The 20,466-nt window shown below is 59.8% G+C and carries 17 protein-coding genes, 1 other RNA gene and 2 pseudogenes; 9 read left to right on the plus strand and 11 right to left on the minus strand.

Annotated features, from left to right (window positions below):
- Window positions 1–245 (plus strand): annotated as a pseudogene (locus tag Q1W40_RS13920) (DNA-binding protein); the annotation flags it as partial.
- Between the two features lie 198 nt (window positions 246–443).
- Here the strand turns inward: Q1W40_RS13920 and rnpB are convergent.
- Window positions 444–779, minus strand: an RNA gene (rnpB, locus tag Q1W40_RS13925) — RNase P RNA component class A.
- A 99-nt stretch (window positions 780–878) separates the two neighbouring features.
- Here rnpB and cysK point away from each other — a divergent pair.
- Both cysK and Q1W40_RS13935 read left to right on the plus strand, forming a co-directional pair.
- Window positions 879–1,796: a cysteine synthase A gene (gene cysK, locus Q1W40_RS13930; protein ID WP_300713081.1), complete on the plus strand. Its 918-nt coding sequence runs from the start codon at window positions 879–881 to the stop codon at window positions 1,794–1,796.
- Between the two features lie 323 nt (window positions 1,797–2,119).
- Entirely contained in the window at window positions 2,120–3,931 is a 1,812-nt protein-coding gene (locus tag Q1W40_RS13935; RefSeq protein WP_300713083.1) for an NAD(P)/FAD-dependent oxidoreductase, read from the plus strand.
- On the opposite strand, the gene Q1W40_RS13940 is transcribed toward Q1W40_RS13935, so the two are convergent.
- Window positions 3,891–4,571 carry a hypothetical protein gene (locus tag Q1W40_RS13940; RefSeq protein WP_300713085.1) on the minus strand — a complete coding sequence of 227 codons (681 nt, stop codon included), beginning with the start codon at window positions 4,569–4,571 and terminating at the stop codon, window positions 3,891–3,893. The two genes, Q1W40_RS13935 and Q1W40_RS13940, sit on opposite strands and share 41 nt — an antisense overlap.
- 365 nt (window positions 4,572–4,936) lie before the next feature.
- Here Q1W40_RS13940 and Q1W40_RS13945 point away from each other — a divergent pair, with 365 nt between their 5' ends.
- Entirely contained in the window at window positions 4,937–5,479 is a 543-nt protein-coding gene (locus Q1W40_RS13945; RefSeq protein ID WP_300713088.1) for a Crp/Fnr family transcriptional regulator, read from the plus strand.
- Window positions 5,480–5,677: 198 nt separating this feature from the next.
- On the plus strand, window positions 5,678–6,301 hold the full coding sequence (locus Q1W40_RS13950; RefSeq protein ID WP_300713090.1) for a Crp/Fnr family transcriptional regulator: 624 nt from the start codon (window positions 5,678–5,680) through the stop codon (window positions 6,299–6,301).
- A gap of 4 nt (window positions 6,302–6,305) precedes the next feature.
- On the opposite strand, the gene Q1W40_RS13955 is transcribed toward Q1W40_RS13950, so the two are convergent.
- From Q1W40_RS13955 to Q1W40_RS13970, 4 genes are all read right to left on the minus strand, one after another.
- Window positions 6,306–6,971, minus strand: coding sequence for a response regulator transcription factor (locus Q1W40_RS13955; RefSeq protein WP_366146340.1), 666 nt, complete (start codon window positions 6,969–6,971; stop codon window positions 6,306–6,308).
- A 160-nt stretch (window positions 6,972–7,131) separates the two neighbouring features.
- On the minus strand, window positions 7,132–7,425 hold the full coding sequence (locus tag Q1W40_RS13960; protein WP_300713094.1) for a hypothetical protein: 294 nt from the start codon (window positions 7,423–7,425) through the stop codon (window positions 7,132–7,134).
- A 45-nt stretch (window positions 7,426–7,470) separates the two neighbouring features.
- Window positions 7,471–8,106, minus strand: coding sequence for a response regulator transcription factor (locus Q1W40_RS13965; protein ID WP_300713096.1), 636 nt, complete (start codon window positions 8,104–8,106; stop codon window positions 7,471–7,473).
- A 173-nt stretch (window positions 8,107–8,279) separates the two neighbouring features.
- Complete coding sequence (locus Q1W40_RS13970) at window positions 8,280–10,709, minus strand: ATP-binding protein (protein WP_300713098.1); 2,430 nt, start codon at window positions 10,707–10,709, stop codon at window positions 8,280–8,282.
- Between the two features lie 359 nt (window positions 10,710–11,068).
- On the opposite strand from Q1W40_RS13970, the gene Q1W40_RS13975 reads away from it, so the two are divergent.
- From Q1W40_RS13975 to Q1W40_RS13990, 4 genes are all read left to right on the plus strand, one after another.
- Window positions 11,069–11,344 (plus strand): VF530 family protein, encoded by a 276-nt coding sequence (locus tag Q1W40_RS13975; protein ID WP_300713100.1) that lies wholly within the window; start codon window positions 11,069–11,071, stop codon window positions 11,342–11,344.
- Between the two features lie 90 nt (window positions 11,345–11,434).
- The gene (locus tag Q1W40_RS13980; RefSeq protein ID WP_300713102.1) at window positions 11,435–11,761 is read left to right on the plus strand and encodes a hypothetical protein; all 327 of its coding nucleotides are present in this window, start codon (window positions 11,435–11,437) and stop codon (window positions 11,759–11,761) included.
- Window positions 11,734–12,144: a hypothetical protein gene (locus Q1W40_RS13985; protein WP_300713103.1), complete on the plus strand. Its 411-nt coding sequence runs from the start codon at window positions 11,734–11,736 to the stop codon at window positions 12,142–12,144. The genes Q1W40_RS13980 and Q1W40_RS13985 overlap by 28 nt, the downstream gene beginning before the upstream one ends.
- Window positions 12,141–12,302, plus strand: a complete 162-nt coding sequence (locus Q1W40_RS13990; protein ID WP_300713105.1) for a hypothetical protein — start codon at window positions 12,141–12,143, stop codon at window positions 12,300–12,302. Before Q1W40_RS13985 ends, Q1W40_RS13990 begins: the two co-directional genes overlap by 4 nt.
- A 33-nt stretch (window positions 12,303–12,335) precedes the next feature.
- Here the strand turns inward: Q1W40_RS13990 and mgtA are convergent.
- The 5 genes and pseudogenes from mgtA to glmS all read right to left on the minus strand — a co-directional run bounded on the left by mgtA (window position 12,336) and on the right by glmS (window position 20,346).
- A pseudogene (gene mgtA / locus Q1W40_RS13995) lies at window positions 12,336–14,912 on the minus strand (magnesium-translocating P-type ATPase).
- Between the two features lie 66 nt (window positions 14,913–14,978).
- Entirely contained in the window at window positions 14,979–16,196 is a 1,218-nt protein-coding gene (locus Q1W40_RS14000) for an MFS transporter (protein WP_300713107.1), read from the minus strand.
- Complete coding sequence (locus Q1W40_RS14005) at window positions 16,193–16,666, minus strand: SET domain-containing protein-lysine N-methyltransferase (RefSeq protein WP_300713109.1); 474 nt, start codon at window positions 16,664–16,666, stop codon at window positions 16,193–16,195. Before Q1W40_RS14005 ends, Q1W40_RS14000 begins: the two co-directional genes overlap by 4 nt.
- Window positions 16,663–18,393, minus strand: coding sequence for a hypothetical protein (locus Q1W40_RS14010; RefSeq protein WP_300713111.1), 1,731 nt, complete (start codon window positions 18,391–18,393; stop codon window positions 16,663–16,665). The genes Q1W40_RS14005 and Q1W40_RS14010 overlap by 4 nt, the downstream gene beginning before the upstream one ends.
- 90 nt (window positions 18,394–18,483) lie before the next feature.
- On the minus strand, window positions 18,484–20,346 hold the full coding sequence (gene glmS, locus Q1W40_RS14015) for a glutamine--fructose-6-phosphate transaminase (isomerizing) (protein ID WP_300713113.1): 1,863 nt from the start codon (window positions 20,344–20,346) through the stop codon (window positions 18,484–18,486).
- Window positions 20,347–20,466: the final 120 nt, after the last annotated feature.

Raw genomic sequence — 20,466 nt, forward strand, 5'->3', positions numbered from 1 at the left:
CCGAAGGCGGCTGGATGAGCAGCGAGCTGTGGGCCAGCCTGAACGAGAAAATGCTCAGCCACCTCAAGTCGATCAGCCTGCGCCAGTTGGTGGCCGAGCAACGTGCCAAGGGCGTCTCTGTGGAGCCTGCGCCCCAACCAGCGGTCAAGCGTGGCGTGTTCGCCAAGCCCAAAAGCACCCTGAAGATCACCGCGCCCAACTCGGTGTTCGCCTTGGCCGGCAGCTTGATGCCATCTCGCGGCTGAGCTGGCCTCGGCTCCCAATAAAAAACCCGCTTCGGCGGGTTTTTTATTGGCTGCGAAAACGCTGGATCGCCACGCTTCGCTCGCGATGACCAGTCAGGTTCACTGCGAAAGGCTTACAGCGCCCATCACCGTCACTGCGAGGAGCTTGCGACGCGGCAGTCCAGTTTGATGCCATCGCCATGCCCACTATGAAGAAAAGTGTGAAGCTCGCCGATAAGCCGGATTCTGTGCACAGCGGTTGCCCGCTGCGTGACCGCCATTACTCTGGGCCGGGGGTTGCCCACCCGGCTCGATGCTACCTACCCGCCAACTCTGCGGAACCACATCAACGCTGGCCTACTTGGTATTGCTGCGCGTAGAGATTGCCCGTTTCACCCGAACTCAATCGGCTCGTCTCTGTTGCTCTAATCCTCACCTTGGTGCCTTGCGGCCTTTCGGTGGAGAGGTGTTACCTCCTACGCTGTCCTGTGCAGTCCGGACGTTCCTCCAGTGCCTCCTTTCGGAGATTGCACCAGCGGCGGTCTGGCGAGCTTCACCGTTGGATTATCGCCTGTGGGCATAAGCTCATGCCGCAAAAAGTCTGAACTTTCACGCACAATGATTTTTTCAGCGTTTTTCACACGGAGACCTCACATGAAAGCCAGCAACATCCTCGCCACCATCGGCAACACCCCCCATGTGCGCATCAACCGCCTGTTTGGCGCGGGCGCCAACGTGTGGGTCAAGTCCGAGCGCAGCAACCCCGGCGGCTCGGTCAAGGACCGCATCGCGCTGGCCATGGTCGAAGACGCCGAAAAAAGCGGCGCCCTGAAAGCCGGCGGCACCATCATCGAGCCCACCTCGGGCAACACCGGCATTGGCCTGGCCATGGTGGCGGCCGTCAAAGGCTACAAACTGGTGCTGGTCATGCCCGACAGCATGAGCATCGAGCGCCGCCGCCTGATGCTGGCCTATGGCGCCACATTTGACCTGACACCTCGCGAAAAAGGCATGAAGGGCGCGATCGCCCGGGCCGAAGAACTGGTGGCCAGCACCCCCGGCGCCTGGATGCCCCAGCAGTTTGAAAACCCGGCCAACATCAATGTGCACGTGCGCACCACGGCGCAAGAGATCCTGGCCGACTTTCCCGATGGCATCGACGCCCTCATCACCGGCGTGGGCACCGGAGGCCACCTGACCGGGACAGCCCGGGTGCTGAAAGCCAAGTTCCCGAACCTCAAGGTGTTTGCCGTCGAGCCTGCGGCTTCGCCCGTGATCTCCGGGGGCGCGCCGGCGCCCCACCCGATCCAGGGCATTGGCGCGGGCTTCATCCCCAAGAACCTCGACACCAGCTTGCTGGACGGCGTGATCCAGGTCGACGCCGAAGCCGCCCGTGAATACGCCCGCCGCTCGGCCCGCGAAGAGGGCATGCTGGTGGGCATCTCGTCAGGCGCCACCTTGGCGGCGATTGCGCAAAAACTGCCCGAATTGCCTGCTGGCGCCACGGTGCTGGGCTTCAACTACGACACGGGTGAGCGTTATTTGTCGATCGAAGGCTTTTTGCCTGCTTGAGTGGTCCAGCACCGACACGTCATGCCGGACCAAGGACAACATGCCGTGATGGATGACGCGTCAACATCTCAACCGGCCGACGTCTGAGCAGCACATCCCGCCGACTTCTCTACATGTCATCCCGGACTTGATCCGGGATCCATGACGGCAGCACCATGGACCCCGGATCAAGTCCGGGGTGACAGTGGTGCTCAGCGTTGGGGTGACGGCTGTTCTGAAAGTTGGGGTGATGGTTATGCTGACCGCTGGGGTGACCGTTGGGCTGACAGCGCTCAGTGCGGGGATAATCACGGCTTCTTGCTTGATAACCACAAGCCACGACCATGATCCGAATTTCTGAACTCAAACTCCCCCTGTCGGCCCTGCCGGTGGAAGTGCGCCGCGCAGCCGACGCGCCTTCTGAAACCGATGAAGACCGCATCCCGCCGCCGCACCCTGAAGCCGCCTTGCGCCAGCTGGCCGCCAAGGCGCTGGGCATCGCCGAACACGACATCGCCAGCCTGCATGTGTTCAAGCGCAGCTTCGACGCCCGCAAGGCCGAACTGCTCGCGGTGTTCATTGTCGACATCACGCTGGATCCAGACCTCGACGAAGCGGCGCTGCTGCTGCAGTTCGAAAAGAACCCGCACATCCAGCCCACACCCGACATGACCTGGCACCCGCCTTGCCACGCGCCCACAGGCTTTGGCGCGACAGAAGGCGAGCGCCCCGTGGTGGTGGGCTTTGGGCCTTGCGGCATGTTCGCCGCGCTGAGCCTGGCGCAAATGGGCTTCAAGCCCATCGTGCTGGAACGCGGCAAAACTGTGCGTGAACGCACCAAGGACACCTGGGGCCTGTGGCGCAAGAAAACCCTCAACCCCGAAAGCAATGTGCAGTTTGGCGAAGGCGGCGCAGGCACCTTCTCGGACGGCAAGCTCTACAGCCAAATCAAAGACCCGCGCCACCTGGGCCGCAAGGTGATTCATGAGTTCGTCAAGGCCGGCGCGCCGGCCGACATCCTGTTTGCGGCGCATCCGCACATCGGCACCTTCAAGCTGGTCAAGGTGGTCGAGAACATTCGCGAACAAATCACCGCATTGGGCGGCGAGATCCGCTTTGAGCAACGCGTGACCGATGTGCTGGTCTCGCCAGCTGCGGGCGGCCAGCAGATCACCGGTCTGCAGGTGCTGAACCAGAAAACCGGGGAAAGCCACACCCTGGCCACACGCCATGTGGTGCTGGCCCTAGGCCACAGCTCGCGCGACACCTTTGTGGTGCTGCACAAACGCCAGGTGGCCTTGCAGGCCAAGGCGTTTTCGATCGGCGTGCGCATCGAGCACCCGCAAAGCGTGATCGACCAGGCCCGCTGGGGCCGCCACGCAGGCCACCCCTTGTTGGGCGCGGCCGATTACAAACTGGTGCACCACGCGCAAAACGGCCGTGCGGTCTACAGCTTTTGCATGTGCCCGGGCGGCACGGTGGTGGCCGCCACCAGCGAGCCCGGTCGCGTGGTGACCAACGGCATGAGCCAGTACTCACGCAACGAACGCAATGCCAACGCGGGCATGGTGGTGGGCATCGACCCGCCCGACTACCCGCTGGACACCCGCGCCTGGCAAGCGGCCTTTGGCGATGTGGAAGGCGCGCAGCTGGCGCAAGAAGCTTTGGCCATGTCGCAACAGCAAGCGCCTGCATCTCACCCACTGGCTGGCATCGTGTTGCAGCGCCAGCTGGAGACACGGGCCTTTGAAGTCGGTGGTGCCAATTACGAAGCGCCCGGCCAGTTGGTGGGTGACTTTTTGGCGCAGCGCCCGTCCAGCCAATGGGGCAGCGTGGTGCCGTCTTACAAGCCGGGCGTCAAACTGGTCGATCTGGCCAAGGTGCTGCCCGACTACGCCATCGCCGCCATGCGCGAAGCGCTGCCGGTGTTCGGTCGCAAGATCAAGGGCTATGACATGCCGGATGCGGTCATGACCGGCGTGGAAACACGCACCTCATCGCCCCTCAAAATTCCACGCGGCGAAGACTTCCAAAGCCTCAACACGCGTGGCCTGTACCCGGCCGGTGAAGGGGCCAGTTACGCAGGTGGCATTTTGTCGGCCGGGGTGGATGGGATCAAAGTGGCCGAAGCTGTCGCTGCCCAGCTGAGTGCGTGACCATGGTGTGACAGCGACATGCTGCACCTGCCAGACGCCCTGCATCCAGCACCCTGAAGTCCGCGCCATGCACCTCAATGGCTTGCTGATTTTGCAAGGTGTCCAAAACAGCGGCCCATGAATGCGCTGGCTGACGAATGGACAAGGGCACCGCATCCAAATGCAGGTGTAACGATGGCCCGCCATGCTGGGCCAAAGCGATCAACAGCCAACTGGCCAAGCGCTGCGTCGCGTGGTGGTGCCGCACACAAAAAGCCGTTTGCGCCATCTGTTCAATCAAACCATGCGTGACCACCGTGGTGTGCCACAACCACAGTCCATAGACACGGTCATCTTGTTTGACCTGCGACCAATCGAGCCTGCAGGCATGCCCGGCCACCATGACCTCTGCTTGCATCTGAGCCCCCCACAACTCTGCGGGCCCGACACACGCATGTTGTCCCACCACGGCCACATTCACCGCATCGTGAACAGGACTGACTTGCGCCAAACTCAACAAAGCATCCTGGGGGAAATAAACGAAGGAACCCGATGCCACCAAGTCCAGGGGGCCTTGTTGCAAAAACACCCGCTCCGGCTGCACCGCAAACGCCGGTGGTGCCGTCTGCAGCATCAAGTTGAGCAAAGAATTTTGAGTCACTGAAGTCAAAGTGGATAACGCGCGGGAATCAAGCATCCAGCCCTAATCGTTGCTGATTTTACAATTTTTCACATTCTATGTTCTATATCGAACATAGAATCGGTCAAATCATGGTTATCTTCAGAATCATTGAGGCATATACTCGTTAGCCATTCAATATGCGCGATTTCTGCTGACTTTTGGGTATTCGCAGAATGACGCGCCATTCAACCGCGCCGCCGAATGCTTTTGTGAATTTCTCAACCAACGGTCTTGTCTTTCAGCTGTCCAGAGAAGATCAAAACCGCTTGCAGCAAATCTGCCAACCCCTTGAGCTTGCCGAGGGAGACCAGCTGTGCCCGCCAAAAGCATCCTCACCTGCCAAAGTGTATTTTTTGACCGGCGCCTGTGTCATCCTCTGGGTCAACGATCCCGATCAAGCCCGTCTGGCGGTAGGATTGATCGGCACAGAAGGTGCGGTTGGTCTCGGCGCAGCCTTGGGACAACAGGCATCCCACCTCCAATTTGAAGTGCAGACCGCAGGCCAAGCCTGGTGCGCAGACAGCCAAGAACTGCAAGGCTTGCTGCAAGCCCACCCCACCATTCTCTGGGCGGTGGCCCGTTATCTCTGGCTGATGACGCATGACATCGCCAACATGGCTGCCACCATCGAGGGTGACAACATTGCCACACGCCTGGCTGCCTGGCTGGTGTTGTGCGCACAACGCACACAGGCCGCCAAACTCCAGCTCACCCACGATCAATTGGCGCGCATGATGGGCGTGCGACGCGTCAGCGTCACGTTGGCCGCCATGGCTTTCAAAGAGCAAGGTTTATTGGATTACAAGAGAGGGGTCATCAACATCCTCAACATGGAAGGGCTTGTCCAACAAGCCCGAGCGCACGCACCGGCATGCATGCCAAGCTGAACCTGCGCATCCCATATATTTGCGCTTTACGTTCAAAATCAAACATAAGGAATCCAGCGCCTGATAAATTCAAAGGATGTCAAATTCATAAAAAACATCCGAATTACGAGGCAAATTAGCAAAAACAACATACTCAACCTGCTGCCTGCAAGCACTTACAACGCCTGGGCGCCCTATTTCGAGGTCATCGAGCTGCCCATGGGCCAAGTGCTTTACGACCCCAGCAGTACGCTGAGCCACATGTACTTTCCGACCTCGGCCATCGTGTCCTGGGTCTATATGCTGGAAAACGGCGCCACCACCGAAATCGCCATGACCGGTCGCGAGGGCGTGTTGGGCATGTACATGCTCATGGGCGGCGGCAAAACTCAGAACCAAGGGATCGTGCAAACCACAGGGCAGGCCATACGCCTGCCGGTGCAGGTGGTGCTGGACGCATTCAGCCAAGGTCACGAAGTGCAAAGCATCTTCTGGCTGTTCACACGGGCCTTGATCACCCAGATGGCGCAAATCGCTGTGTGCCATCGCCACCACACGCTGGACCAGCAGCTGTGCCGCATGCTGCTCTTGACCCTCAATCGCATGGATGGTGACACCATCGTGATGACCCATGAAGTCATTGCGAGCTTATTGGGTGTGCGGCGCGAAGGTGTGACCATGGCCGCCAAGAAACTGATGCAAGAGGGCATCATTCGTTATGCTCGCGGGCGCATCACCGTGTTGGACCGATCGGCTCTCGCGCAGCGCGCCTGTGAGTGCTATGGCGCCATCCAACGAGAATACGAGCGGCTATTACCCCAGTCAACACACTGCAACCACTGACACCTCAAACCGACACCATCTGATTGCGGATCGCGTAACGCGTCAAGTCCGCCACTTTGTGCAAACCGACCTTGCGCATGATGTTGCGGCGATGAACTTCCACGGTGCTGGGCGCGATCTGCAAATTGCGTGCAATTTCCTTGGATGAATAGCCATCCGCAATCAAACGCAAAACCTGCTCTTCACGACCACCCAAGTGAGAGCGGACCGTGATGTCCCCTGCCCGGGATTTGCGCACACTCTCCATCATCTCGGTGGCCGCAGACTGGCACAGGTACGCACGTCCCGACGCTGCAGCTCGGATGGCCGACATCAGCTCATCGATGCTGCTGGTGGTCGACACATAGCCCTTGGCGCCAGCATCCAGAATCTCAATGATGGAATTACGACCGGATTCGCTCGAATAGGCCACGATGCTTTGCGGCGAATCTCGATGCGACAAACGGTGCATCAGGTCCAGCTCTTGGGCACCCTGGGAATGGATACCCACCAGCAAGACATCCGGGTCAAGCTCGTCACACAATGTGTGTGTGCGCTCTGTGTTTTCTGAAATGCCCACCAGATTCATATCCCGATGGGTTCTCAAGACTGCCGCGATTCCTTCGGAAACCACTTTGTGTCTGGAAGACAATAAAACGCGTATCGACATGTTCAATCCTTCAGCGATCATTCATCAGAATGGGTCTCGATCCATCGCAACAAGGTAGACGGTCCTTCTTATACGTTGCCTCATCCACGTACCCAGTCTATTTCGATCACGGTTCAAAGAATGTGCGGTTCAGCACATAGTGCTGAGGATTTGCGTTGTTCACAACACATTTTTGGATGGTTCACTGAATGGCGGAGCCACTCGACAGACCACCCCGAACGCCAACAGGCACATCCATCTGACCCATTTTTTCGCTGATGAGCAAAGCATCTTTCAAATGCTCATGCGCATTGAATGCATGGTGCTTGGACATCTTCACATGGTGCAAGGCCGCCTTGAATGCACCCGCCTCGTGGTGACGACTGGCCTCCTTGTTGCGCTGGTAAGCATGGAGCAACTCTTCAGACGCTCTGCGGAAATGTTCGCTGACATGCAAGGCATACGCCGATTCGAGGATGCGGTTTTCATCTGACATGGAACTTCCTTTCAGTCAAAAATTTCAATCAAGCCCTGAGGCTCTTCACACCAAGCCGTGCTCTTGCATGAAGCGCTGCAAGGACATGCGCCCCGGACAATTGAGCTTTTGGTACACATGGTGCAAATGCAGCTTGGCCGTGCCTTCGCTGATGAACAGCTTGCTGGCAATCTTTTTATTCGGCCAACCCTCCGTGACCATGCGTGCGACCATCAACTCCCGAGGTGTGAGCAAATGCGAAGCCTGCGCATTTTTCTTTTTTTGCTCCAGCAAAAGAGACATGGTCTTCAAGGACAAGTCCCGGTCGAGCCACTGACCACCTTCGTGCACTTGCTTGATGCAACGCGCCAGAATTTGCTTGGGCCTTTCCTTGGACACCAGGCCCTGCACGCCCAAGTCCAGGGCCTGCATCACCTCACCAATCGACGCACCTGTGAACACCACGGGCCGGGTCTTGACTTCAGACGCTTGCAAGGCCTCCAGCAAGGCCAGACCGCTGCTTTGCGTCAAGGACAAATCCATCACCAGAATGTGCGGCTGGTGCTGCCGGACCGCCTGCAAAGCCGCATCACCATGGTGGACGCAAGACTTGACGGAGAACTCCGGCGAGTTGTCAAACACATGGCTCAGGCCATCGAGCATCACGGGATACGGGTCTGCCAGCACCAGGTCTATGCACATCGGTTTCGTCCTTCACAAACAAGTTTCCGTTTGACTGAGGCACTGCGCACCAGTTGCACGCAACGCCGACCATGCCATCAGGATAGGTGGCGCGCAGTCCACAAGGAATCCCTTGAATTGGTGAGTGCGCTTACTTTCAAACCAGTAGTGACCCCGAAAGTTTGAAGAAAGACTCAAACCTGTGAACGATGGCCCTTTTGATGCGCGGGGCCCTGGTGCACGACCGATGCAGCGCATGCGCGGCGAAAACGTTGGAGTGTTTTTTGGGCACGTCCCAGCACCGAGTCCGCGGCATAAGGCCCCACCCCCTTGTCGCCAAAACGCACGCCCGTCAGCAAGGACATGCCCTCGCCCACGTCATCGGCTGTGTAGATGTGAAAGCGCCCGTCGCGCACAGCCGCCACCACTTTCGTATCCAGCATCAGGTGGCGCACATTGCGTCGGGGGATCAAGACCCCTTGCTGACCATCCAATCCCAGCAGTTCACAACTGCGAAAGTAGCCTTCGATCTTTTCATTGATGCCGCCCACCGGCAGCACCTCGCCATGCTGGTTGATCGCACCGGTCACCGCAATGCCTTGGCGAATCGGCAGGCCCGAGAGGCTGGACAACAAGGCATAAAACTCGGCACACGAGGCCGAGTCGCCCTCCACGCCGCTGTACTCCTGCTCGAACACCACCGCCGCATTCAGGGCCAGCGGCGCAATGTGAGCAAACAAGGCGGACAAATGGCTGTGCAAAATCAGCACACCTTTGTCATGGATCGGCCCGGACAACTCCACCTCGCGCTCGATGTTGAGCAAACCGTCTTCGCCCGCATACGTGCGCGCCGTCACCCTCACCGGGAAGCCAAAACAGTAGTCCCCCAAGTCCAGCACCGTCAGGCCGTTGACTTGGGCCACCCGTTCGCCCCGCACATCGAGCAAGCGCTCGCCATCGGCGATGGTCTCCTGCAAACGCTGCTCGGGATAACTGAGCCGGTGAATGCGCGCCTCACGCGCCGCATACACGTCCTGTGCCTGCACCGTCCGAGCCGCCCGGCGTTGGGCCAGGTCGGCGCTTTCCATCACCAGCGCTTCCGACAAGGCGAAGATCGCACTTTGTCGGGTTTTGTCCTGCGCCTCGCGGTGGGTTTCTTCAATCAGAACGCCGACCGCCTCAGCAGAAAAATGCATCAAGGCTTTGCGCTGACAGGTGTGGGCCACAAAAATCGCCGTGGCCCGCGCAGAATCGGCCGTGGCCGTGAAACTCTCCGCAAAATCCACCTTGCAGCGAAAGCGCCGTGCGAACTCCGGATCGGCCGCCTGCACCGCGTAATACTCCTCCACCGAGGCCACCAAAACAATCTTGACCTGCACATCCACCGCTTCGGGCGCCAACGAGACAGCGGCCATCGGCGCATGCACCATGCCGGGCTCTTCGATCTGCAAGCGGCCACTGCGCATGAAGCGACGCAGCTTTTCCCACACCGGCTCATCGGCCAACAGATCGCGCAAATGCAGCATCAAAAAACCGCCATGCGCCTTGAGCAAACTGCCTGCCCGAATGTGCGAAAAATCGGTCGCCAACTCATTGCCATCCGAGGCGTACTCAATGCTGCCAAACAGCGCACGGTACAAGGGGTTGTCTTCCAAAATCACCGGAGCGCCTTCAAGGGCGTGGTTGTCCACCACCACATTGACGCGAAACAGCAAGAGCACCACCTCCAGGGCTTCCAGACGAACCTGTTCATCATCGCCCGGCTGGAACAACTCCAGATCCTCCAGCACCGCGTGGTGCACCTGTTCCAGAAACAGGCCCAGCTTCGCGTCGCCCTGCACATCAGGCAGCAAGCCATTTCGAATCAATTGCAACTCATGCGCCAGCAAGGGTTTGATGGTCTGCCTGCGCAAAGCGGCCAGACCTTCGTTCATCACCCGATCCATGGACTGTGTCTTTTCCAGGTAGCGGCTGATTTCATCGCGCAAAGCCTCTTCGGCTTTTTCCACCTCCACACGTTGCTGCTGCGTGCGGGCCAGGGCTTTGCCTGCCGTCACCGGCTCGCCCTTTTCATCCTTGAGGGTAAAGACCATGTGGCCTTCATCGCGCATCAGGCCAAAACTGTGCGCTTCGGCATAGGCGCTGAGCGCCACATAGCCCCGGTCTTTTTCAATCGTGCAGGCCTCACGAATGCGCTGGCTCTCGGCCTTGAAATCGTCTTGCGCCAGGCGCTTGGGAATTTCAGCCTGCAAGCGCTTGGCCAGCTGGCCCATCAACTGGCGCAACTGCCGTCCCTGCCCAGCGGGCATGCGCAAAGCCCTGGGGTGTTCGGCTTCGTCAAAGTTATGCAAATAGCACAGGTCGGGCGGCACAGGCCGCAGGGCCGCCTGCGCACGCATCATCTGCCCCAACAGCGTGGTGCGGCCGCTGCCGACCTCGCCCAGCACAAACAAGTTGTAGTCGGGCTGCGCCATCTCCATGCCAAAGCGCGCGGCTTCTTCGGCGCGCGCTTGCCCGATCCACGGCAAAGGCAAGTGCAGCAGCTCAGAGGTATCGGCAAAGCCCAAGGACGACGCATCAATGCTCAGGCGCAAATCACCGGGTGCAAGTTCAAAAATTGGCATGGGTCATCGCTTCCTACCTTTTCTTGGATGCAACGCAGTACGCATACCAGCGAGGCGTGGCTCAAGGACGAATCGTGATCTCGTTTTTAACGGTCACCACACCTTTGACGCCACGATAGATGATCCTGTCACCTGGCGTCAGTGGGCCAAGCCACACTCACACCTCAGTCATGGTTTGTGCGCCTATCAACGCCATGCCCTGATGGCCATTGCCAAAGCGCGATGGCCTGTCGTTTTGAAGTTACCCATCATCCACATCGGGCGATGTCAAAACTAAAATAAGCGCTCACACAGCGCCAGCCCTGATAGAGCGCAGATCAGCCGCCCTCAGACCTGACCACCAGAGAGACAATCAAGCCATGAACATGCCCAATCCAGCAGCCCAACCCCGCAACCCCCTGCATGGCCTGACCCTCGAGATGATCGTCACGCAACTGGCCGACCATTACGGCTGGCATGAGTTGGGTACGCTGATCCCCATCCGTTGCTTCACGCACGAGCCCAGCGTGGGCTCCAGCCTTAAATTCCTGAGACGCACGCCCTGGGCGCGCGACAAGGTGGAAAGCCTGTACCTGTTCATGTTGCGCGAGCAAAAACGCAACGGCACCACACACGGTCCCAACACACAAGACTGATCTCGCCAAGGTGCGCTGCACCACAGACAAACCGATTTTGGATTTTTACAGTGAACACCTTTCTTGGTTTCATTCACTGCAAAGGCTCCCATGACCGCCCCTCAAAATCCTCAGGACAAATTGCAATCACCCGGCGTCGGCATCTCTGGTGTCGTCAACGATGCGCTCCATGAAGCGCGCCCTGCGGTAGATCGCATCGCAGACCGCATATCGGCTCAGCTCAACGAGCTGAGCCAGCAGAGCCGAGACGCCGCGTCGCAGGCCCAACACGCCGTGGAGAAACGCGCTTTGCACGCCCAGCGTGCTGCAGAGCGCCTCATCCACCAAGCTCCGATTCGGTCGGTCTTGATCGCAGCGGGCACGGGCGCAGCCACCGCGCTGGCGGTTTCGTGGTTGATGCATCTGCGCAAAAACTGATGCTCAAGCTGCTGCTCAAACTCTTGGTCTTGCCACCTGAGTTGCTGAAGATGCATGCGCAAGGCTATGCCGATTTGGCCAGCCAAGCTTGGGCAGACCAGCTGTGCACGCTCAAAAACCGCTGGGTGATTTACGCACTCAGCGCCTTGTGCCTGGTCTTGGCATTGGTCCTGGCTGGCGTGGCCTTGTTGCTGTGGAGTGCATTGCCCAGCCTCGACACACGCCACGCCTGGGTCTTGCCGGTTATGCCCCTGACGCTGCTGGTGCTTTCCGTCTTGCTGTGGGCCTGGGCCAGACGCTTGCGCACACGCCCCTTCTTGAACGACATCCAGGAACAAATCCAGTTGGACATCTTGGCCATCCAGCAAGCACGCGCATCATGAGCAGCGATTTGACACCCGCGCAGCGCCTGGCGATTTCACGCGCCCGGTTGACCCAGGCCCTGCAGGACCCGGCATGGCTGATCCTTGTGCAACGCTGGCTCCAAGCCCGCAGCAAAGCCCATCCTCCGACCCCAGCGGATCACTCTGCGAAGGGCTGATCAAGGCGCAGCGGCAAAGCCTGGCAAGCCCCCTCACCTCAAATCGGTGTGCGCATAAAACTGCTTCTTGGCCAACTCGACCACCACCACATAGGCCAGGGTCAAGCCCACAACCCCCAGCATCAAAGGCGCTGGCAGTGGCACAAAGCCAAAGATGGCCACGCCGGGCAGGTAGGGCATGGCCAACGCCAAGATCAAGACGGCCACCGAGGTGCCCAGCAACCAAGGGCTTGGTCGGCTGCGGTAAAACGGCCGCCGTGTGCGCACCACCAGGGCGATGACCAACTCGGTCATCAAGGACTCGATGAACCAGCCGGTGCGGAACTCTTGCGGCGCGGCATGGAAGACCCACAACAGCACCCCAAAGGTCAGGAAATCAAACACCGAGCTGATCAGCCCAAACACCACCATGTAGTTGCGGATGAAGACCGTGTCCCAATGGCGCGGCTTGGCCACCCATTCCGGGTCCACACGATCGCCCGCAATGGTGGTGGCCGGAATGTCCGCCATGAAATTGTTGAGCAGAGTCTGCGAAGCCAACAGAGGCAAGAAGGGCAGAAAAACAGACGCTGCCGCCATGCTGAACATGTTGCCAAAGTTGGCGCTGATGGTGGCCAGGATGTACTTCAAGGTGTTGGCAAAGGTCACACGTCCTTCGTCAATGCCTTGGCTCAAAATGCCCAGGTCCTTGCTCAGCAAGACAAAGTCGGCCGCGTCCTTGGCCACATCCACCGCCGTGTCCACCGAGATGCCCACATCGGCCGCGCGCAAGGCCAACGCATCGTTGATGCCATCGCCCATGTAGCCCACCACGTGCCCGGTTTTTTGCAGCGCCAAGATGATCCGCTCTTTTTGGTTCGGGTCCACCTCGGCAAAGACCACCGCCTCTTTGGCCATGTGCAACAGCGCCTCATCGCCCATGTCGTTGAGCGCGCGGCCAGTGACGACGCGGCCCGTGTTCAGCCCCACCGCCTCGGCCACATGCTGCGCCACCAAGGCGTTGTCCCCGGTGATGATCTTCAGCTGCACGCCGCGCTGCGCCAAGTCAGCAATGGTCTGGCGCACATCGGCCTTGGGCGGGTCCATGAACAGCAAGAAACCCTCGAAATTCAAACCCGTCTCATCGGCACGGCTGTAGGGCTCTTGGCGCTCGTCCACCGGCTTGGAAGCCACACCCAAAACGCGAAACCCCTGCGCACTCCAGTTTTCAAACAAGGCATGGATGCGCACGCGTTGCGCGTCATCGAGCGCGCTGGCCTGAGCACCGCAGCTGTCGCACAACGCCAACACCTTGTCGAGCGCGCCTTTGGTGATCAACTTGCAGACCCCATGGTCGACCACCACCACCGACAAGCACTTGCGCACAAAGTCGTAAGGAATTTCGTCCACCTTGCGCACCGACGCCAGATCCGTCGCGCCAGCGGCGCGCAGCACGGCCTCGTCGAGTGGGTTGACCAGCCCCGACTGGAAATGCGCATTGATGGCCGCTTGGCGCAAGACCGGGTCACTGGCCACGCCTTGGGCGTCAAATGCCGCATCGAGCTGCACCACCCCCAAGGTGAGTGTGCCGGTCTTGTCGGTGCACAGCACATCCATGCCGCCCAGGTTTTCGATCGCGTTGAGCTTGCGCACAATCACGCCCAGCTTGGCCATGCGCTTGGCCCCGTGCGACAAGGTGATGCTCACGATCGCAGGCAACAACTCGGGCGTGAGCCCCACCGCCAATGCCAACGCAAACAACAGCGAATCCATGGGCGGCTTGTGCATCAGCATGTTGATGGCCAACACGATCACCACCATCACCAGCATCACGCGGGTGAGCAAATAACCAAAGCGGTGCAGACCGCGCTCGAACTCGGTCAAAGCAGGCCGCAGCGCCAGCTTGCCCGCGATCTGGCCAAACACGGTGGCTGTGCCGGTTTGCACCACCAGCATGCGGGCTGTGCCGCTGCTCACACTGGTGCCCATGAAGACACTGTTGCTGCGCTCGCTCAGACTGGCCTGTTGCGCGACAAGACCGGGCTTCTTCTCCACAGGAAAGGTCTCCCCCGTGAGCACCGCCTAGTTGATGAAAAAGTCCTTGCTCGACACCACCACGCCATCGGCCGGGATCAAACTGCCCGCCGACAAGAGCACCACATCGCCCCGCACAATGCCGTGCGAGGGCAGCACGCAGACTTGGCCGCCCCTCAGCACACGGGCATGGATTTGCACCTGGCGGCGCAGCTTGTCGATCGCGTTACCGGCAATGAACTCCTGCGCAAAGCCCAGCAAAGTGCTGCCCAGCACAATGGCCAGCACCACGCTCGCATCGACCCACTCGCCCGCCAGCATCGAGATGATGGCCGCCACGATGAGGATCACCACCAAGGGGCTCTTGAACTGGCTGAACAACAAAACCCAGACCGAGGTGTGCGACTGCGCCTCCAGAACGTTGGGCCCGTCTCGCAGCAGGTGCGCAGCAGCTTGTGTGGCCGTCAAGCCCTCGGGGCCCGAGTCCAAGCTTTGGCGCAAAGCCTCCAGCGGGCGGCTCCAATAATGGGGAGAAGGTTCAGCCACAGTGCGATCCACAGCGGAGGATCGCTTTCGAAAAAGGGGCCAGCATTTCACAGCAGCGTTCCAGCAAAGCTGGACCGCGAGCGTGCGGCCTGGCGCCGCTTCACGGCTTGATGTGCATCAAGAAAGCGATGGGCTCAATCGGTCGCGCCGCGCCAAACCCGGAAACAGGCGCCACCACAAGCACGCCACCAACACCGTGCCCACGCCGCCGCTGATGGCCGAAAACTCCGGCCCCGCCCACGCGGCCACCGAGCCGGACTCGAACTCGCCCAACTGGTTGGAGGCGCCAATGAAGATCGAGTTGACCGCCGCCACACGGCCACGCATCTCGTCGGGCGTCTCCAGTTGCATGACGGTGATGCGCACCACCACACTGATGTTGTCCGCCGCCCCCGTGACCGCCAGCGCCAGCACCGACAGCCAAAAGTGCGAAGACATGCCAAACACCACGGTGGCCAGACCGAACACGGCCACCGCCATCAACAGCCTGGGGCCCACACGCCGCTCCAGCGGCCAGCGCGTCAGGGCCAAAGACATCAGCAAAGCGCCAGCGGCAGGCGCAGCCCGCAAAAGCCCCAAGCCCTCAGGCCCCACATGCAAGATGTCGCGGGCATAAATCGGCAGCAAGGCCACCGCCCCACCGAGCAAGACCGCAAACATGTCCAACGTGGTGGCGCCCAGCAAAACCTTGTGGCGCCACACAAAAACCAGACCTGCCACGAAACTTTGAAAACTGGGCGCCTGCGTGGGCGGGCGGTGGCTGTAATGCACAAACAAAGTCAGCACGCCCGCCAAGAGCAGCATGGCGGTGCAAACCGCGTAGACCGTCATCGCCCCGTAGACGAACAGGAAACCACCCAAGGCCGGCCCCGCGATCACGCCCACTTGCACGCTGCTGGAGCTCAAGGCCACCGCACGCGAGAGCAAGCGCTGAGGCACCAGCAAAGGCGTCAAGGCCTGTTGGGCGGGCATCTGAAAAGCCCGGGCCGTACCCAGCACGATCGACACGACAAACAGCAACTCACGCGTTGCAAACTGACCCTGCGTGGCCCCCACCAGCAAAGCCGCCACCAAGGCCTGCGCCAGCATGCACAAGGCATAAATGCGCCCCCGGTGAAAACGGTCCACCACATGGCCTGCGGGCAGCGTGACCAGCAAAGCCGGAATGAACTGGAACAAACCCACCAGGCCCAAGTCCCAGGCGCTGGAGGTCAGCTCGTACATGTGCCAGGCCACGGCCACCATCAGCATCTGGTTGGCCGTCAGGCCACTCAAGCGCGCCAACAAAAAACGGACGTAAGACTGCTGCGCCCACAATTCGGAAAGAGGGTTCATGCTTTTGAAGATTTCTGCGCCGCCAACATCGTGCCGCGGCACTTGTTTGCGCCGCATCGGCAGGCATAACGCGCCTTGAGCGCATCGCTCATCGGTTCGTCGCTGACCAAGCCATAGTCAAAAGTCAGCTCTTCGCCACGAAACACCGGCCTGCGCGTCTTGATGAAGATGCGGCCTTTGACTTCGTCGGGCACGCAGTTGGGACGGCACGAATGGTTGATCCAGCGCGAATCGTTGCCGCCGCGCACCGCATCGATCACCCGCTCGTCGTCCAGCTGAAAATAAAAGGTGTGGTTCGGATCACTGGGGTCATGCGGATGACGCGCAATCGCTTCCGCCATCGAGATCATCTCGCCCACATACTCGATCACCGTCTCGCCTGCGGCCATGTGGCGCGTGGCGAACACGCCTTTGCCGTGGACGGGGGAGGTTTCAACGGCCACATGCGCCAGAGGCTGGGCGAGGCTCATCGCCCGCTGACCACGGCATGTTTGCCCGAAACCGCACCTCGCGCGCCCAGATCGATCACATCGATGTCCGCGCTGCTGACATCCAGACTGAACTGATTGCCGTCCGCAAGGCGGGTCAATCTGAGCGTGACTTTGTCCGACACCAAACTCGGGATGACCGACGCCAGTCTGAAATTGTTGCCGGTGTAACCCGTCAAATCGATTTCCCTGAAACCATCGGGTCGGTCTGTCCACTCCACCCCGTTGACCACTTTGTCAGCGGCGAAGATTTTCAGATTCATCAAACCCTGACTGTCATAGAAATCAGGCTGGATGGTGGAGACAAAAATCTTGTTTTGAGTCGTGTACAGCAAGGTCGGTCTGTAATTGCTGGGCATGCTGACGTTCAGTGCAGACTCGGTGTCAGGCATGAAGGTCCGGTCCGATGCATCCACTTGCTTGGCCATGCTGCGGGTCACCACCGACATCTGCCCGGGTGTCCAATCCTTGACCCAGTAAATTTTCGACAAATCGCTTTTCACACCCGCAGTGCCAAAGAACGAAATGCTGGTAGGTCCATAGTCTTCGTAATCGATGGCGTCGCCCCGCACAGTGCCCTTGATCAACAAACTGTTGTAGTACGTCCCGGCAAATCTTTGGTAGCGGTTGACGGAGATGACGTAATAGAAGACCTTGACACTGGGGTCTTGCGAACCTGAAAAAGCAATGTTTTGCGAGCCCCCATCGGTGATGGTTTCACCCCCCACTGCCAAATTGTTTTTGGCCCAAGTGAAGATGGGGGAATTGACACCGTCATAGCCATATTCGACCGCATTGTTGATCAGCACGGCCTGCTGAGCCGCGACGCCGGGGAAGACATCTTTAACCCCCACGTAATAAGTGAAGTAGCGGCGCGAGCCCATCGGGGCGACCAAGTCCATGCGGCTGACGATCATGTCGCCGTTTTCCAACTGCTGATAACCGTCAAATGACAAGGTGCGCGGATTGACCCCCTCGGACAAATAGGCCAGCTGCCCCACAGGCACAGCCGCGCTCAGGTCGATCCTGTAGACACCGTCGTACCCCTTTGTGCGGGTGCCATCGTCACTGAACGCCACAAAAAAGTATTTGCCGTTGTCCGTGATTTTTCCGCCCAGCGATTTCAAACTGGCCAAGCCTGCAAACGCCTGGCTGAATTTGAACTCCGGCGCACCCGCGTTGGCGCTCACGCTTGCAGGAATGCCCACCTCCAGGCAATGCAACTTGCCGCCAGCCTTGGGCATCAAAACGATGTCACATTTTTTGCTGCCCTGGTAAAGATTCTTGGCCTGCGCGGCCATGTATGGCCCCACCTCTTGCGAGCTGGTGAAGCACGGCTTGTCGTCCTCTTTGGCGGTCAAAGGCAGTTTCTTGTACTGCTGCGTGGCCGAAGACGTATCGATCGCCACAGGTTTGACGTTGTCGTTGCAGCTGGTGAGACTTTGCGCATGCGCCAATGGGAACAAATCCCGGATCTTCAAGCGTGCAAGCAAGGACTGCAGACTGAAGCCTGCCGTGAGCACCTGGCCATTGACCAGCGTCGTGTCGGCGAAGGTGTTCTTGTAGGAGGACAAGTCCATCACAGTCGCCGCCAATTGGGGAGGGGTCGCCCCGGCTGAACCACCACCACCGCCGCCACCGCCGCCACCGCCGCAAGCGACCAAGACTGAAATACTGCTGACGGCCAGAAAATGCTTCAACAATGTCATCGCGGACTTTCTCATGAACGGGGGCTGATGCCGCGAATATACGTCTTTCCGGGCAGCGGTCGTTTCAACTGAACGACACACGCCACCCCATCACTCCACGGTCACGCTCTTTGCTAAGTTACGTGGCTTGTCCACATCCGTCCCCCGCGCACATGCGGTGTGATAACTCAGCAGCTGCAGCGGCACCACGTGCAAGATGGGCGAGAGCACGCCGTAGTGTTCGGGCATGCGGATGACGTTGACGCCTTCGCTGCTCTCGATCTTCGTGTCGCCGTCGGCCAACACGTACAGCACGCCGCCACGGGCGCGTACTTCCTGCATATTGCTCTTGAGCTTTTCCAGCAGCTGGTCGTTGGGGGCCACGGTGACCACCGGCATGGCGCTGGTCACCAGGGCCAGCGGGCCGTGTTTGAGCTCGCCCGCCGCATAGGCTTCGGCGTGGATATAGGTGATCTCTTTGAGCTTCAAAGCGCCTTCCAGGGCAATGGGGTAGTGCGTGCCCCGACCCAGGAACAAAGCGTTTTCCTTGCTGGCAAACTCCTCAGACCAGCTGATGATTTGTGGCTCCAACGCCAGCACGGCTTGCAGCGCGGCAGGCAGGTGGCGCATGGCCTTGATGTGGGCGGCTTCTTCTTCGTCTGACAGGCGCCCTTTGGTCTGCGCCAGCGCCAGCGTCAGCAAAAACAAACCCGCCAGCTGCGTGGTGAAGGCTTTGGTTGAGGCCACGCCGATCTCGGCCCCGGCGCGGGTCACGTAGGCGTGTTTGCATTCGCGCACCATGGCGCTGGTGGACACGTTGCAAATGGTGAGCGTGTGCGTCATGCCCAGGCTTTGCGCGTGGCGCAGCGCGGCCAGCGTGTCAGCGGTCTCGCCGCTTTGGGTAATGGTGACGATCAGCGTGTTGGGGTTGGGCACCGATTCGCGGTAGCGGTATTCGCTGGCGATCTCGACCTGGCAGGGCACTTTGGCAATCGCTTCGATCCAGTACTTGGCCACGCAGCCGCTGTAGTAGCTGGTGCCGCAGGCCAGGATCAGCACGTTGTCAATCGCTTTGAAGGTGGAATACGCGCCATCGCCAAACAGCTCGGGCGTGATGCCTTCCACGCCTTCCAGCGTGTCGGCAATGGCGCGGGGCTGCTCGAAGATTTCCTTTTGCATGTAGTGGCGATACGGCCCCAGCTCGGCCGCGCCGCTGTGGGCGTGCACGGTTTTCACGGCGCGGGTCACGGCCTTGTGCTCGCGGTCTACCACCCAGTATTTGCCCAGCTGGATGTCGACCACGTCGCCTTCTTCGAGGTAGACGATCTGGTCGGTCACGCCCGCCAGCGCCATCGCGTCACTGGCGAGGAAGGTCTCGCCCTGGCCCACACCCAGGATGAGGGGCGAACCTGCACGCGCACCGATCACGCGCTGCGGCTCGTCTTTGTGGAACACGGCAATCGCATACGCGCCGTGCAGCTGGCGGATGGCGGTTTTGACCGCTTCAAAAATGTCGCCGTCGTACACGCTGTCCACCAGGTGGGCGATGACCTCGGTGTCGGTCTGGCTGGCAAACACATAGCCCTTGGCTTGCAGGGTGGCGCGCAGTTCTTCGTGGTTTTCGATGATGCCGTTGTGCACCAGCGCCACCTTGCCCGGCTTGGCGTCGGCTGCGCCCGTGCCGTGGCTGAAGTGTGGGTGCGCGTTGTGCACCGCTGGCGCGCCGTGCGTGGCCCAGCGGGTGTGGGCAATGCCGGTGCCGCCTTCGATGTGGTCGGCGGTGACCTGGTCCATCAGCTCTGCCACGCGCGAGGTGCTGCGGGCGCGCTGCAAGCCGCCAGTTTTGCCGTTCAGGCTGGCCGCGTGCACGGCCACGCCACACGAGTCATAGCCCCGGTATTCAAGCCGTTGCAGGCCTTGCACCAGCACGGGAACGATGTTGCGGGAAGAAACGGCGCCGACGATGCCACACATGGGGTGCTCCTGGGGGTGTTGTTCAAACTGGAGCGATGTTAGGCTTCGGGTTGAAAAATTTCAGATCAATATATGTCAGTATTTTTATAAAAATTTCATCAAACAACCAAGTCAAAATAA

It is taken from the genome of Limnohabitans sp., from assembly GCF_030158565.1.
Classification (GTDB): domain Bacteria; phylum Pseudomonadota; class Gammaproteobacteria; order Burkholderiales; family Burkholderiaceae_C; genus Limnohabitans_A.